We start from the raw sequence: 15,717 nt of genomic DNA, 5'->3' as shown, positions 1-15,717 counted from the left end.
GGTTTATTTCAATTTCACTGCCGTTTAAACCAAGGACGTGGTTACGTGAACATTCAGTACCTTAAAACTGATTTTCTAGTCGTCGGCGGTGGCACCGCTGGCACGATGGCAGGCATTAAGGCCAAGCAGGCCAGCCCTGAGAGCGACGTGCTGATTTTAGAGAAGGCCAATATTCGCCGCAGTGGGGCGATCGCCATGGGCATGGATGGGGTCAACACCGCAGTTATCCCCGGCAACTCTACCCCCGAGCAGTACGTGCGCGAAATCACCATTGCCAACGACGGCATTGTGAACCAGAAGGCCGTCTACGAAACCGGACGGCTGGGCTTTGAGGTAATCCAAGAACTCGAAAGCTGGGGCGTTAAGTTTCAAAAAGACCACGAGGGCAACTACGACCTCAAGCAGGTGCACCGGGTCGGCAAGTACGTGCTGCCCATGCCCGAAGGCAAAGACCTGAAGAAAATTCTGGCCCGCCAGGTCAAGCGCCACAAGGTCAACGTTACCAACCGGGTGATGGCCACCCGCGTGATGGTGCAGAACGGCCGCGTCACCGGGGCCGTGGGTCTCGATGTACGCAACGGCAACATGGTGGTGATTCAGGCCAAGGCCGTCGTGCTCTGCACCGGGGCCTGCGGTCGCCTGGGTCTGCCCGCTTCCGGCTACCTCTACGGCACCTACGAAAACCCCACCAACGCGGGCGACGGCTACTCCATGGCCTACCACGCCGGGGCCGAGCTGACCAACATCGAGTGCTTCCAAATCAACCCGCTGATCAAAGACTATAACGGCCCCGCCTGCGCCTACGTGGCCAGCCCCTTTGGTGCCTACACCGCCAACGCCGAGGGTCACCGCTTCATCAACTGCGACTACTGGAGCGGCCAGATGATGCTGGAGGTCTACAAAGAGCTGCACTCGGGCAAAGGCCCGGTGCACCTGAAGATGTACCACCTCGACGACGATACCATCAACGAAATCGAAACTATTCTGTGGGATAACGAACGGCCTAGCCGAGGTCGCTTCCACCAGGGCCGGGGCGAAAGCTACCGCACCCACGGCGTCGAGATGAACATCTCCGAAATTGGCCTGTGCAGCGGCCACAGCGCCTCGGGCGTCTGGGTGAATGAGCGAGCCGAAACGACCGTCCCCGGCCTCTATGCCGCAGGCGACATGGCCAGCGTGCCCCACAACTACATGATTGGTGCCTTCGTCTATGGCCGCATCGCAGGTCAAAACGCCATGGATTACATGCGCGATTTGGAGCATGTCGAGCCCGACCCCGAGTTTCTCGCCGCTGAGCAGGCCCGCATCTACGCGCCCCTGCAGCAGCCCGACGGCGTGCCCCACACTCAGGTCGAGTACAAGCTGCGCCGCCTGGTCAACGACTACCTGCAGCCGCCCAAGTCGCCCAACAACATGGACATCGGCCTACAAAAATTCGTCGCCTACGAAGAGACCCTAGGTCTGATGGGAGCCCGCGACCCCCACGAGCTGATGCGCTGCATGGAGGTGCACTTCATTCGCGATTGCGCCGAAATGGCCGCCCGCGCCTCCCTGTTCCGCAAAGAAACCCGCTGGGGCCTCTACCACTACCGCCTCGACTATCCCGAAAAGAACAACGAGGAATGGTTCTGCCACGTCAATCTGAAGAAAGGCGAAACCGGCCACATGGAGCTGTTTAAGCGCCCCGTCGAGCCCTACATCGTCGATGTCGACCTGGTCGAGGAAGTTTACGACGTTGCCGTCCGGTGAGGGGTGGATGAGTGGAGGGGTGGATGAGTAGATGAGCGTTTGAAGGAATGGTGTTATTCATCGCCCCCAATCTGAGGTTCTCTGGCTACACCCATCTTTCTACCCCTATCCTCCCACCCATCCACCCGCCTACCCATCCACCCCCTACCCATTTACCCTCCTACTCCCCTATCAAAGAAAAACTATGGCTCTAACTACCCAACGCGTCGACGTACCCGTCATTGTCGATGAATCGAAATGTCTCGAAAAATGCAACGCCTGCATTGAGGTCTGCCCCCTAGACGTGCTGGTGAAAAATCCCGAGACCGGCAAAGCCTATATGAAGTACGACGAGTGCTGGTTCTGCCTGCCCTGCGAGAAGGAGTGCCCGACTGGGGCGATTACGGTGCAGATTCCTTTCCTGTTGAGGTAGGCGGGTTGGTGAGTTGGTGGGTAGGCGGGTAAAGCAAACACTCATCCACCCATCCACCCTCCCACTCATCCACCCTCCCACTCATCCACCCTGCCGTCATTTTGGAACCCCTCCCCATGTASAYSRSMGRWRTGGNYSYYGAANRYTSCYYAGYKKRKTRWGAWGNWRMRAKCGSCMMTYYTWKWTKWKYKYTTKKTYRMGSWSAARACNNCMTRCRASANCCTNNGMGAYGNMWSRTGSGMTCNGAGMYSYKWATWRGAGNGCNKCTACGATGAAAACCCCATGGTGCAAGAGATCGCCATCACCACCCTGTGGGAATTTGCCAACCCGGTTGCCATTAACCCGCTGATCGAGTGCCTCAGCTCGCCTCACGAGAACGTGCGCAGCGAGGCGCTGTCGGCCCTCAAGGAGCTGGTCTCGACCAACGACCTGATGAAGCTGCTGGATGTGCTGCAGGGGAGCAATGTCCACGCGCAGCTCAACGTGCTGGTGCTGCTGCGCAAAATTCATGATGCCCAGGCGCTGCCGTTTATTCTGCCTTTCTTTGAGTCGGAGAACCCGGAACTGCGAGAGGCGGCGGTGATCACCCTGCGCTACTTGAACCAGGTGGTGCGCTGCGAACCGGCCCTAGCCTTGGCGAAAGATCCCAACGAGGTGGTGCGGCGGGCAACAGCGCTCACCCTGGGCCACCTCAGTGATGCGGCGGTGGTGCCGCTGCTGTGCGAGCTGCTGACGAATGACCCCGACTGGCAGGTGCGGCGCAATGCGGCGCAGTCGCTGGATATTTTGGCTGACCCTGCTGCCGTTGAAGCTCTGGTCAAGGCGATGGACGATCCCGAATGGCAAGTGCGTAAGTTCACCGCTCGAGCACTGCAGAAAACCCCAGACGTGCAGGCCCTACCCGCGCTGATTAAGTCTCTAGCCGATGAGTACTCCGACGTGCGGCGCGATGCCGCCACCGCCCTGGGCAAACTGGCCGACACCAATGCCCTGCCCGCCCTGCAGCAGACCCTCAACGACCCCGATATGGACGTGCGGATTTTTTCCCAGCGGGCGATCGATGCTATCCAGAAGTCTCAGCCAGAAACCTCCAATGTCTAGCCATTCCTCCCCGTTTCACCGCGCTGCTGAGGCCCCCGCTGAGGTGGCTCCCAGTGCTGAGGCGATCGCCCGCAAAGCCGAAGTGATCGCCCAGCTCAAAACCCTGCGGGAGCCTACTCTAGGCAACGACCTGGTCAGCCTGGGCATGGTGCGCAACCTACAGGTGGTTGACGACTACGTCTACCTGCGGCTCTACGTGGGCCGTCACCAGCTCGCCCTGCAAGCCCAAGTACAGGACACTTTAGGGCAATTGCCCTGGTGCAAAAAAGCTTACGCCCAGCTTTGCACCATTCCTGGCGTGCGCACTACCCTGGCCGTTTCTAGCGGCAAGGGCGGCGTGGGCAAATCGACTACGGCTGTGAATCTGGCAGCGGCTCTGGCCAAAACCGGGGCCAAAGTGGGGCTACTAGATGCCGATATCTACGGCCCCAACGTGCCGCAGATGCTGGGTCTGGGGCAGTGCGAAGTCCGTGTAATTGATACCCCCAATGGCCAGCGGTTTGTGCCTCTAGAAGCCCACGGTATCAAGCTTATGTCGGTGGGGCTGCTGGCCCAGGGCGACCATCCTCTGGCCTGGCGTGGCCCGGTGATGCACAAAATTCTCACCCAGTTTCTCCACGAGGTGGACTGGGGCGAGCTAGACTACCTGCTGATCGACCTGCCCCCCGGCACGGGCGACGCCCAGATCACCATCGTGCAAGAAAGCCCTATTTGCGGCGTAGTGATGGTGACGACTCCACAGCAGGTAGCTATCTCCGACGTACGCCGCAGCGTGCATATGTTTCGCCAGGTGGGTGTGCCTGTGCTGGGCTTAGTCGAAAATATGAGCTACCTGCTCTGCGGCCACTGCGGCGAACCGACGCCAATTTTTGGCAGCGGCGGCGGTGCCCAGATTGCCACCGAACTCTCGGTGCCACTATGGGGTCAGGTGCCCATCGACCCCCGCATTTGCGAACAGGGCGATGCGGGGGTGCCCCTGCCCATGAAGCTGCCCGATGCCCCCCTGAGCCAAATTTTTGAGCAAATTGCTCTGGGGTTGAATGCGACCTTTGGGATGGCAGCGGCAGAGGAACTGGCAGCAGTTTGTTAATAACTCAGGGATGTTTAGGGCAAACGCCGTTTGCCCCTACAGCGGTCTACCGTAGGGTGGGCACTGCCCACCTAAAACCATGCCTATCGACCAAATTTTGATTAGGGCAATTCGTCCACCCATCCACCTCTTCCGGATCCCTGCTGAAACCTCACTCCTGACTCAAGCCGGTCATCGGGGGATCCTTTTTTAATGTTTGCACTGGCGGGAGGCACCCCTATGGACATCGGCACATGGCTCATCAGCCTAGGGGTGGTGGCGATCGCAGGCTTTACCCGAGGTTTCTCTGGCTTTGGCTCAGGGTTGATTTTAGCCCCAGCTCTGAGTTTGCTGTTCACCCCGCAGCTGGTGGTCGCTACTGTCGTTCTGCTAGAGATGACGGCTGGAGCAGGATTGGTGCCCGAAGCCCTGGGAAAGACTAAGTGGAAGCAGGTATTGCCCCTGGTGCTGAGTGCGATGGCACTGGTGCCTGTGGGAGCGCGTTTTCTGGCCTTGCTAGAGCCAACCCTACTCCGGCGCATCATTGGGGGGCTAATTTTGGGATTTGTGCTGCTGCTATTGACCGGGAAAAGCCGATATACCCATCCTCGCCTAGCCTTGACCTCGGGGGTTGGTGCCCTCAGTGGATTTTTGACGGGGCTGGCGGGGATAGGCGGCCCCCCCATCGTGCTTTACCAAATGTCTAGTAGCAACCTTGCTGCTGCCAACCGAGCCAACTTTATCGTATTTTTCGCCCTTACCCAGATTATTGCCCTGGGATCTTACTGGGCCAGCGGCCTGATATCGGTAACGGTTGGAGGCTTATTCATCCGCTTATTACCAGCTTTCGTCGTCGGACAAGTACTGGGGCAGCGCTGCTTTAGGCGAGTTAATGAAAAGCTTTTTCGCCGCTTTGTCGTGGGGTTGTTGCTGATAGTGGCAGGGCTAGCTTTGGTGGCTTGATATCCACCCTATAAAGGTTTTTAAAGATGAAACTATCGTCCAAGTCTGTTCCAGGGTCATCTACCCTGGGCTCGGTTCCTGCTGACTGGAAAGCCCGTGGTCTCTCGGTTTTGCCTGGGCTATTGCTAACGACGCTGATAGCTGGAGTGGCTATTGGTTTGGGTCGGTTGATTGGTCTAGACACGTTGAATCCGTTGTTGATTGCTGTCCTGCTTGGTATTGGCTGGCGACAGTGGGGTGGCGTGCCTGCTACCTATCGCCCTGGCATCAAATTTGCAATGAAGCGGGTGCTACGACTAGCGGTGATTTTGCTGGGTCTACGGCTGAGTCTGGCAGAGGTTATGGCCATTGGCCCCTGGGGGTTGGGGATGGTGACCCTCAGCACCCTCAGCACCTTTTACCTAACCTGCTGGCTAGGGCGCTGCCTTGGGGTTAACCCCCGCCTTACCCGGCTGATTGGGGCAGGCACGTCGATCTGCGGAGCGTCGGCGGTGGTGGCTACAAACACCGTTATTGAAGGAACGGAGGAGGATATGGCCTATGCGATCGCCACGATCACTGGCTTTGGTACCCTGGCCATGCTTATCTACCCTCTCATGGGCTCTCTACTACACCTTAGCCCCCAAGCCTTTGGCATTTGGTGTGGAGCCTCGGTACATGAGGTAGCTCAAGTGATTGCCATCGCCTTTCAAAACAGCGATCTCAGCGGCAATTTAGCTACTGTCACCAAACTGTCGCGAGTGTTGCTAATGGTACCAATTGTTGTCAGTTTGGGTTGGCAAACCAATCGTACTAATCAGCTAGGACAGTCGTCTCGTTCTGTTCCCGTTCCCTGGTTTGTTCTATGCTTCTGTGCTTTGGTAGTAGTTAACAGTCTGGGCCTAATTGACCCATCCATCAGGGTAGAAGTTCTCAACGGCAACCAATTTCTACTTTGCCTATCGTTAGCCGCTATGGGACTAGAAACAAATTTAGCTAGCCTGACTAAAATAGGCCTCAAGCCTATTTATCTGGCCGGGCTTTCGTGGCTATTTCTAGCAGTATTTAGTCTCTTGATAATTTCTAGAGACCACTCTTATTAGGGTTAGATCTTAATTTTTTAAGGAACACCATAAAAGTTAAAACAACAAAAATAAGTTGCTCCAAAAAATAGGTCAATGTAGAAGTTAGTCTTGCGATATCTTGAGTGAAGGTTAGCAAACCCGCTAGTCGCACTCTCTTTAGACCAAATCCTGTCTGTATACCCCCGATTTGTAGGGGCATTGCAGTGCAATGCTCCCTACGAGGTACCGATTACGAATCGGGGTTGTGTGACTCGGATTTGGTATTAGACCTGAGAGCTGATTTTTCGAGAGAATTTTAAGCAAGCCTCTTTAACCGATTACAGATTTTAGAGTAATGTCGGTAGTCATATGAATAAGGGCTTTCGGCACTGGTTTGTAAAGAGGAGATGCATTGAACAAAGCCTCTGGTGCGCCCGCCTGGAAGTCTATCCCGTCCTGGTTTATCTGTGGCGATCGCGATCTCAATATCCCAGCCGCCGCCCTATCCTTTATGGCAGAGCGAGCTAGCTCCAATGAGACAGTCGTCGTCAATGGCTCCTAACGCTTTCAGCGTGGCTTTTTGAGCATTCGTTAACCCCTTTGCACCTTGAATATTCATGCCTTCATACAGGCGATCGCTCATTAACGTGCTGATACAACGTCCTGTCTTTACATCCCATAGTTTTATCGTGCGATCGTTACTACCACTAAATAGGATTTGACCGTCAGAGCTAAAGATGACTGACCGCACCCAACCGCTATGTTCATCCAGGATGTGAAGGCAATGCCCCGTTTGCAGATCCCATAGTCGAATCGTTTGATCATCACCGCCACTTGCCAGAAATCGACCATTGGAACAGATGGCAACCGTCCAGATGGCTCCTGTATGTCCCTGCAAAACTTTCAGGCATTCTCCAGTTTGCATATCCCAAACGCGAATGGTTTGGTCATGACTACCACTTGCCAGGAATTGATCGCTGGGGTCAAACGCGAGTGAGAAAACTGCGCCGATATGTCCCTGCAATACCCTCAAACATTCTCCGGTTTGCACATCCCACACGCGAATGGTGCGATCAAAACTGCCACTTGCCAGGAACTGATCGCTGGGGTCAAGGGTAGGATCTCCGCTGTTGCCATTTGCGTAGCGTCTCGAAGAGAAGGCAATAGCGCGAATCCCGCTCTCATGCCCGCACAACACGTGCAAACACTGATGCGTTTTCACGTCCCACAGGCGCACAGTGCAGTCATAACTACTGCTTGCCAAAATTTGCCCCGTTGGGCTAAACAGGACCGACCAAATGGAGGCGCTGTGTGCTGACCATTGCTCCAGGTGCCCGGTTTGGATATTCCATAATGCGATCAACCCATCGTGTCGATTGATCGCGAGGGTTTGATTATTGGAACTAAAGCTGACGTTGGTGAATGGTGATATCCGACGGAGCGGACTGGAAAAGGTTTTGTAGGGGTGAAGTTGCGCGCGATCGCGATCTCGCTGCACACGCCACACCTGAACTGTTTCACTCTGTCCACCACTAGCCAGCATTTGGTTATCTGAACTGAGGCTGAGGGAGTGAATCCCCCCAATGTATCCACGCAGCGTTTTCAGGTTCTGTCCGCCCTGCAAATTCCAGAGCCGCACCGTATAGTCTTTTCCTGTACTGACTAACAATTGACTATCGGCACTGATGGCAAGTCCATAAACATCATGGGTATGACCCTCGAGTACATGGATGGGTTGCCCGTCTGGAATACTCCAAAGGCGCAGCGTACTATCGAGGCTGGCACTGGCTAACCACTGACCATCGGGGCTAAAGGCAATGTTCCAAACCCAGTCGGTATGTCCCTGTAATAGCTTGACGCTGGAAGTTATGATACTAGGCTTTGACGATTGATTAGGGGGCAGATAACTGCTCCACAGTCGAATCGATCCATCCCGACAGCCGCTCGCTAACAGCTGACCATTTGGGCTGTAGCGCACACACTGAACTCCACTGCTATTCCCCTGTAAGATACTTAAGCAGCGACCATTGCTCACCTCCCAAATCCGAACCGTTGCATCATTACTGCTGCTAGCCAAGGTTTGCTGATCGGGCGCGAAGTGGACAGAATAAACGCTTTGGGTGTGTCCCTTTAAAATACGAAGACACTGCCCCTGCACACTCCACAAGCGCACCGTTTTGTCTTCACTACCACTCGCTAACTGCTGGCTATCAGGACTAAAACTCACTGAACGAACGCTACCTGTATGGTCTGTGAGCACCTGTAAGCACTGCCCGCTTTGAACATCCCATAAGCGCACAGAGCTATCCGTACTGCCGCTGGCAAGCAGAGCACCATCTGGACTAAAGGCAACCGACCAAACCCAACCGATGTGTCCTTCAAAGGTGGCTAAGAGTTGGGTTGTGGTGAAATTCCAGAGATAGATGTTGCCAATGGAATCGCCCACTGCCATCATCTGTCCGTCTGGGCTCAGAGCGACTGACATGGCAATACTAAATACTTCAGAAAAGATGGACTTAGCAAACGTGGCATTCTGAAAATTGACCCCGGCCAAATCGACCTGCTGCAAGTCGGCTTGCTGCACCATAAGACCAGAAAAATCCGAACCGCGCAGGTCTACTTGAAACTGCACCAGCAAGTTGATCAGGTTACCTGCAACGTATCCTGGCTGCTTCCCCTGTTGCGTTAATATGTGCCTGGCTTGGGCCTCGATCGCCCCCACGCTGCCAAAGTGAGACAGCAACCGCTCCATTACAGGTTGCACAATTAATCGTGTCTGAATCTCTCGAATGTAATCTTTCGCCTGAACTCGCAGTAGGGAATGCGTTTGCCAAATGTTCAGCTGCTGCGTCTCAAATTCGATACAAACTTGCTGCACAAATCGTTCGGTGACATACTCCATCACCACGGGTTGCAGGAAAAATAACCCATCTGTTTTTTCGATTAGCGATCGCCGAAGCAGCGAGTTGACTAGATTAGGAACCCGTTGCTGAGTAGTCAAATCAACTACATGTTCTCGAATATCTGCGATCGAAACGGGCTCTCGAAGAATTGCAAACCAGAATAATATTTTCTGCTCGGCCTCAGACAATCGCTCAAACTGACGATTTAGCAAATCGCGAATGTCTTCAAAAACGGCTAATCCCTGGCTGAGATAGGGCATGACCTCGGTAATGCTGCCGTTAAACAAATCTTGAGTTGCGGCTGCCACCAGCTTCAGCGCCAGCGGATTGCCGCCGTAGTGGTGAATTAACCTGTCCCATTCGGCTTCTGAACCTGTAAACGCTCCTTTTTGCCGAAAGATGGCGCGTCCATCGTCAGAGGTGAGGCCGCTTAGGGGCAGCGATCGCACCAGTGCCTGAGCGCCTTCCATCAGCGCCATTTCCTGGGGCTTTTCTCGGCTAGTTAGCAACAAACAACTTCGGTGAGACGTTTCGCCAATGGTTCTGAGCAATTGCCCGTACCCTTCATAGCCCAATCGCCAGTGCCCCACCTGTTCACGCTGCAAAATAGACTCTACATTATCCAAAATTATTAAGCACCGACGCGATGCTCCGCCTGGGCCGGTCTTTGACCATCGCAGATATTGCATCAGTTTAGAAAGCTGCTGATCGAGCGTAGCGGGAATGACAGGGTCTTCCCCATGCAGCGGCATGAGAAACTTCAGCAGACTCGACAGAAGTTCATCCAGCGGGGGCGCGTTTGCCAGGGAGCGCCAGACGACAATCTCAAATTCTGCCTGCATCTGCAGCGCAGCCTTGACCGCGATTGTACTTTTGCCAATGCCGCCAATGCCCAACAGCCCAACCATGCGACAGCGATCGGACACGACCGACTGCCAAAGCTGCGTTAGCTCTGACTCACGCCCGTAGAAGGTTGAGACATCAACTGCGGTATCCCAGTCCTGGTGAGGGTTGGTCCACTGGCTCTCGGTTTCTTCAGAGGAGGTAGGCGATGTCAGGTCTGCCTGCGTTAACTCCAGCCCAAACGCCCGAAAGAGATACTCCACCGACTGGCGATCGACCCCCTGTTCGCGCTTGAAGATGCGGGTAAGGGTATTGAGGGAAAGCGTAGTGCGATCGCTGAGATCTTCCTGGGTGAAATGCTTGCCCCAGACCTCGTCCGATTCCGCCTGCTGTTTTGCCGTCTGAAACTTCTGCCATCCCTGGGGCGACAGAATGACGCCCCGAACTCGCCCAGTGGCAGCTCTCCTCCGTCCAGATTTCGATGGCTTGGAATCCATAGCTTAGCTAGCGGGGTAAAGGACAAAGACGGTCTTTCCTCAAAATACCGAGCATTTTTTTAACTAAGGCTTAACGAGAGTTTCGGTAGCGCTGCCCAACCGGCCAATGACTTCATGTTTGCTGAAGCATATCAGGTTCAACTGATTTCCGGCTGCTTACCTCCCGTGCGAAACGATTAAGTTGCGTCTTCACTCAAAGAACTTGAGTGGTGTGGATGGGGCGATCGCTGAAGAATGAAACGTAACCGGTGGGCAGCAGGCTCACCACCCTAAAGGAGACCAAAATGAGCAGCGTTATGACCAGTCAAAACATGAAACTCGAAGTGCTGGTACTCCCCGTCTCTGACGTCGATCGCACCAAGGACTTTTATAAAACGTTGGGATGGCGGCTAGATGCCGACTTTGTTACCAGTAAAGACTTTCGAGTGGTGCAGTTGACCCCTCCCGGCTCAGAAGCCTCGATCATTTTTGGTGAAGGAATTTCGTCATCCGCACCAGGTTCAGTCCAAGGCTTGTACCTGATTGTCTATGACATTGAGGCCGCCCGCGCCGAACTCATCGATCGCGGTATCGAGGTGAGTGAGGTCTTCCACGACATTGGCGGTATCTTCCCCCACGCCGGAACCGAAGGACGGGTACCGGGCCCCGATCCAGAACGGCGCGACTATGCCTCCTACGCTTCGTTCAGCGATCCGGACGGCAACGGTTGGGTGCTCCAGGAAATCAGGGTGCGGAAGCCCGGACGGTAATAGAGCATCAGCGCATCAGACAACACTTCAGAACAAGGACACCCGATGAAAATGCAGAAAGTATGGTTCATTACCGGAGCCTCCAGAGGCTTTGGGTTAGAAATTGCCAAAGCAGCGCTGGCAGCGGGCGACCAGGTCGTGGCAACAGTTCGCAGTCAGCCCACACAACTCGCCGCCACCCTAGACAATCACCCAGAGCTGTACGTGGTGCAGATGGATGTGATTCAAGAAGATCAGGTACAAGCGGCGGTTAGGCAAGGCATTGCCTGTTTCGGTCGGCTCGATGTCTTAGTCAATAACGCCGGGTATGGCATGGTGACTGCGATCGAAGAAGCCACAGATGCCGAAGTTCGTAAACAGTATGACACCAACGTGTTTGGGTTACTGAACGTGACGCGGGCTGTGTTGCCATACCTGCGCCAGCAAAAGTCTGGGCACATCATCAATATCTCGTCGCTGTTTGGCTACGATGCCATTCCGGGCTGGGGCCTGTACGGGTCAACTAAATTTGCAGTTGAAGGAATCTCGAAAGGGCTGGCGGCTGAACTAGCCCCGCTCGGCATTCACGTTACGGTAGTCGCTCCCGGTCTTTTTACAACTGACTTTTTGAGCACTGACTCCTACGTTGCCGCCAAAACCCTCATCGCCGATTACCAGGAAACAGTAGGACAAATGCGGATGGGAGCCGATGCGTTACACGGGAACCAGCCCGGTGATCCGAAAAAATTTGCTCAAGTTATTCTTCAACTCGCCAATACCGAACATCCGCCGCTGCATTTGCCCGTCGGTAAGGACGCAGTGGCAATGTACCAGGGCAACGCCGCGAAAATGGCGCAGGAAATCGAAGCATGGCTGCCAGTCGCGACCAGCACCGACCATGACCACCCCATAGCCGCTTCGACCGTAGCCTAACCCGCAACATTCACACGTTATTTCCAAAGGAGTTTTACCATGGCCACTGAACAGAGAGTCGCTGTAATTACCGGCGCATCCCAGGGCATCGGCGCAGCGTTGGTCAAGGCATACCGCGATCGCAACTATCGGATAATCGCCATCCCACGCTCAATTCAACCCGCAGACGATGATGCCATCCTCACGGTGGCTGGCGATATCGCCGATCGAAAAACCGCTGAGCGGTCGATGAAGTGAGCGGTAGGCCAATGGCCGGATTGCGCTCTACTCACTTCGTGAGTTCCTCCAATCGAAGGTTGGAGGCAGCCCAAACTAAGTTTGGGCTAGAGCCTACCCGCCAAAGGCGATCGCAGAAGCATGAAAAGTAACCAATCCGACCATCCAATTTACTAACCAAAAGGAGAACAAGATGAGCAGCAATTCCGTAAACAGCCCAAACATGAAGCTCGAAGTCGTAGTGTTCACCGTTTCCGACGTTGAGCGCACGAAGGCATTCTACGAAAATCTCGGCTGGCGGCTCGATATCGATATCGCGGCGGGCGGCTACCGCAACGTGCACGTGACGCCACCTCACTCAGACACCTCGATCATCTTCGGCAAGGGAGTCACTTCAAACGATCCTGGCTCGGTGCAAAACCTGGTCCTGGCCGTGGACGACCTCGACGCTGCCCGCGAAGACCTGGTGGCTCGTGGTGTCAACGTCAGCGAGATCTTCCATTATGCTGGCGGCCCCTTCAACAACGCTGTAGAGAACCCGCGCGTCAGCGGGCGCGACCCGGAAGGTCGGTCCTACTTCTCATTTGCCTCATTTGAGGATCCGGACGGAAACCTCTGGCTGATCCAGGAAGTCACAACGCGGTTTCCGGGTCGTCTATGGGACTCGCCACAAGCAGACGTTGCCACCCTGGCAGACCTGCTGCGCGAGACGGCGGAGCGCCACGACTCCTACGAGAAGACTCATGCCGAGCATGACTGGTGGAACTGGTACGCGCCCTACCTGAGTGCGCGTCAGACTGGCAACAGCCCAGAAGAGGCCGCCGCCGCCGCTGACCGTTACATGGAAAAGGCTTTGCCCGCTCTTTCCCAATGATGCGTTTATAGCGGCATTGCCAGATCGGGTTTGGAACGACGCTGATGGGTGAGAGCACCTCGCTCACCCATCGTGCACTTTGCTGGCGGCGATCGCCACTTCCTCGCGGCCTTAAGCGATGGGGCAAGCGGCGGAACCCAAACCCACAACTCATTCCACTAGCACCGTTGAAGCTGGCCTCAGCGAGAAAACCGGCGCAATTCTCTAATTCCACCGTACCTATCTGAACCAACTACAGGGAGGTTAGCCCATGTTTGAAGACATCAATCCTAATCGCCGCTCCTTTTTAACAACCACCGTTCAAAGCATTGCTGCTACTCAACTCAGCAGGCTCGGCCGCACCAAACAGCACGCTATGTCGGCAACGGCTGAGTTACCAATTGAAGGCGAACTGCCTTCACTGGTAGGCACCACTACATGGCTCAATTCGCAGCCCTTGACGGTTGACGAACTGCGCGGGAAAGTTGTGCTGATCAACTTCTGGACGTATACCTGCATCAATTGGCTGCGCCAGCTTCCTTACGTGCGTGCGTGGGCCGAGAAGTATAAGGACCAGGGATTAGTCGTAATTGGGGTGCACACGCCGGAGTTTGAATTTGAGCAGAATCTCGACAATGTCCGCCGCGCCGCAACGGACATGCGCATTGACTACCCGATCGCTGTGGATAGCGATTATGCGGTGTGGCGTGCGTTCGAGAACCGTTATTGGCCTGCCCTTTATTTTATCGACACGCAAGGACGCATTCGGCATCATCAATTCGGCGAGGGCGAGTATGAGCAATCAGAACGGGTGATTCAACAGCTCCTGTCTGAGGCCGGAACTGGCGGTGTCGGCCAGGACACGGTCGAAGTTAACGCTCGCGGTTTTGAAGCTGCCGCCGATTGGAACAGCCTGCGATCGCCTGAAAACTACCTCGGCTACCAGAGAACGCAGAATTTTGCGGCTCCCAGCAGCGCGGCGTTAGACAAGCCTCATTCGTACGCCGCGCCCGCGCAACTGAACCTTAACCAATGGGCACTTTCGGGCAATTGGACCATCGGCAGACAGGCCATTGCCTTGAACCAGCCCGGCGGGCGGATCGCGTACCGATTTCACGCCCGCGATCTGCATCTCGTCATGGGTCCGGCTGCGCCAAGAACGCCCGTGCGATTTCGCGTGCTCGTAGACGGGCAGCCAGCAATCTCGGCGCACGGACTTGACCTTGACGAGCGTGGTGAAGGCACCGTGACCGAACAGCGGTTGTACCAATTGGTCCGACAGACAGAGTCTATCCGCGATCGCCAGTTCGAGATCGAGTTTCTAGATGCCGGGGTGGAGGCGTTTGCGTTCACGTTCGGTTAATCACGTAAATAGATACGTCCTCGCAACGAGCGACAGGAAGGTAAATGATATGACGACGAACTCTACCCATGACAGCCCAATTCTGGTGACCGGAGCGGCTGGCGATATCGGTGCGATCGGTCGCAATCTCACCGCCATGCTGCTCGCCAAGGGGCATCAGGTGCGCGCCCTGGTGCGGAGCGAGGACGAACGCGCTGAAGCTCTGCGCCAGCTTGGTGCCGAGGTTGTGCAGGGCGACCTGACCGATCTAGCCTCCATGCACCATGCGATCGCAGGGGTTAAGCGCATCTATTTTGGCATGTCGGTCTCACCGGCCTATCTCGAAGCCACGGTCAATGTCGCTGCGGTGGCGAAGCACCACGGCGTCGAAGCCTTCGTGAATATGTCGCAGATGACGGTGACGCAGATGAGCATTACCGAGACTACCGACAGCCCGCAGCACAAGCTGCACTGGCTGGCAGAACAGGCATTGGCATGGTCGGGGCTACCAGTCGTCACGGTGCGGCCGACCGTTTTCCTCGAAGGCTTCTTCCTGCGTCTTGCCGCCGCTGGCGTTCGCGATGGCGACGAACTGGCGCTGCCGCTGGGCAACAGCAAGACCTCGCCGATTTCGGCGGTTGATGTAGCGCGTGCCGTTGCCGAAATCCTCCACGACCCTGCCCCGCATATTGGTCAGATTTATAACCTGACCGGGTTTGAGTCAGCCGACTTGGACCACTACGCCCGTGCCTTTTCCGAAGCACTCGGTCGAACGATTCGCTATCGTGACGTGCCGGTTTCTGGGTGGACAAATACGCTGCGGGAATTTGGGGTGCCAGCCCACCTCGTCAACCACCTTGCGGTGATGGCCGAACTTCACGCGCAGGGGCGGTATAACCGCATGACGGATGACCTGTTCAAGCTCACTGGTAAAACGCCAACGAGCGTGTACGATTTCGTGAAATTGCACGCTGCTGAATTCACGCGGAGTGAAGCATTAAGTCGCGGTTTAACTCAAAGAACTTGAGTGGTGTGAATCGGGCGATCGCTGAACAATGAAACGTA

General features: G+C 55.4%; 10 protein-coding genes and 4 pseudogenes. 13 read left to right on the top strand and 1 reads right to left on the bottom strand.

The window, feature by feature from the left end; genetic code table 11:
* Positions 1-45: 45 nt before the first annotated feature.
* The 7 genes and pseudogenes from IQ265_RS24130 to IQ265_RS30280 all read left to right on the top strand — a co-directional run.
* Positions 46-1,749: a fumarate reductase/succinate dehydrogenase flavoprotein subunit gene (locus tag IQ265_RS24130; protein WP_194058356.1), complete on the top strand. Its 1,704-nt coding sequence runs from the start codon at positions 46-48 to the stop codon at positions 1,747-1,749.
* A 184-nt stretch (positions 1,750-1,933) separates the two neighbouring features.
* The gene (locus IQ265_RS24125) at positions 1,934-2,161 is read left to right on the top strand and encodes a ferredoxin family protein (RefSeq protein WP_017301328.1); all 228 of its coding nucleotides are present in this window, start codon (positions 1,934-1,936) and stop codon (positions 2,159-2,161) included.
* Between the two features lie 270 nt (positions 2,162-2,431).
* A pseudogene (locus IQ265_RS24120) lies at positions 2,432-3,262 on the top strand (HEAT repeat domain-containing protein); the annotation flags it as partial.
* Positions 3,255-4,352, top strand: coding sequence for an Mrp/NBP35 family ATP-binding protein (locus IQ265_RS24115; protein ID WP_194058354.1), 1,098 nt, complete (start codon positions 3,255-3,257; stop codon positions 4,350-4,352). The pseudogene IQ265_RS24120 and the gene IQ265_RS24115, both read left to right, overlap by 8 nt.
* A 219-nt stretch (positions 4,353-4,571) precedes the next feature.
* Positions 4,572-5,294 carry a sulfite exporter TauE/SafE family protein gene (locus IQ265_RS24110; RefSeq protein ID WP_194058352.1) on the top strand — a complete coding sequence of 241 codons (723 nt, stop codon included), beginning with the start codon at positions 4,572-4,574 and terminating at the stop codon, positions 5,292-5,294.
* Positions 5,295-5,320: 26 nt separating this feature from the next.
* The gene (locus tag IQ265_RS24105) at positions 5,321-6,376 is read left to right on the top strand and encodes a YeiH family protein (protein WP_194058350.1); all 1,056 of its coding nucleotides are present in this window, start codon (positions 5,321-5,323) and stop codon (positions 6,374-6,376) included.
* Between the two features lie 370 nt (positions 6,377-6,746).
* Positions 6,747-6,896: pseudogene (locus IQ265_RS30280) on the top strand (alpha/beta hydrolase); the annotation flags it as partial.
* On the opposite strand, the gene IQ265_RS24100 reads toward IQ265_RS30280, so the two are convergent.
* A complete protein-coding gene (locus tag IQ265_RS24100) occupies positions 6,840-10,580 on the bottom strand; it encodes a WD40 repeat domain-containing protein (protein ID WP_194058348.1) in 3,741 nt (1,246 codons plus the stop codon). The pseudogene IQ265_RS30280 and the gene IQ265_RS24100 sit on opposite strands and share 57 nt — an antisense overlap.
* Before the next feature lie 296 nt (positions 10,581-10,876).
* Between IQ265_RS24100 and IQ265_RS24095 the strand changes: the two genes are divergently transcribed.
* The 6 genes and pseudogenes from IQ265_RS24095 to IQ265_RS24070 all read left to right on the top strand — a co-directional run bounded on the left by IQ265_RS24095 (position 10,877) and on the right by IQ265_RS24070 (position 15,679).
* On the top strand, positions 10,877-11,329 hold the full coding sequence (locus IQ265_RS24095) for a VOC family protein (RefSeq protein ID WP_228038410.1): 453 nt from the start codon (positions 10,877-10,879) through the stop codon (positions 11,327-11,329).
* A 45-nt stretch (positions 11,330-11,374) separates the two neighbouring features.
* The gene (locus tag IQ265_RS24090) at positions 11,375-12,241 is read left to right on the top strand and encodes an oxidoreductase (RefSeq protein WP_194058344.1); all 867 of its coding nucleotides are present in this window, start codon (positions 11,375-11,377) and stop codon (positions 12,239-12,241) included.
* Between the two features lie 39 nt (positions 12,242-12,280).
* Positions 12,281-12,475 (top strand): annotated as a pseudogene (locus IQ265_RS24085) (SDR family NAD(P)-dependent oxidoreductase); the annotation flags it as partial.
* Positions 12,476-12,650: 175 nt separating this feature from the next.
* Positions 12,651-13,331, top strand: a complete 681-nt coding sequence (locus IQ265_RS24080; RefSeq protein ID WP_194058340.1) for a VOC family protein — start codon at positions 12,651-12,653, stop codon at positions 13,329-13,331.
* Positions 13,332-13,704: 373 nt separating this feature from the next.
* Positions 13,705-14,673, top strand: a pseudogene (locus tag IQ265_RS24075) (thioredoxin family protein); the annotation flags it as partial.
* A 49-nt stretch (positions 14,674-14,722) separates the two neighbouring features.
* Complete coding sequence (locus IQ265_RS24070; protein WP_194058336.1) at positions 14,723-15,679, top strand: SDR family NAD(P)-dependent oxidoreductase; 957 nt, start codon at positions 14,723-14,725, stop codon at positions 15,677-15,679.
* Positions 15,680-15,717: the final 38 nt, after the last annotated feature.

Source organism: Nodosilinea sp. LEGE 06152 (assembly GCF_015207525.1).
Taxonomy (GTDB): domain Bacteria; phylum Cyanobacteriota; class Cyanobacteriia; order Phormidesmidales; family Phormidesmidaceae; genus Nodosilinea.
The sequence above is the reverse complement of the archived record's forward strand: the minus strand, read 5'-3'. Positions and strand labels throughout refer to the sequence as shown.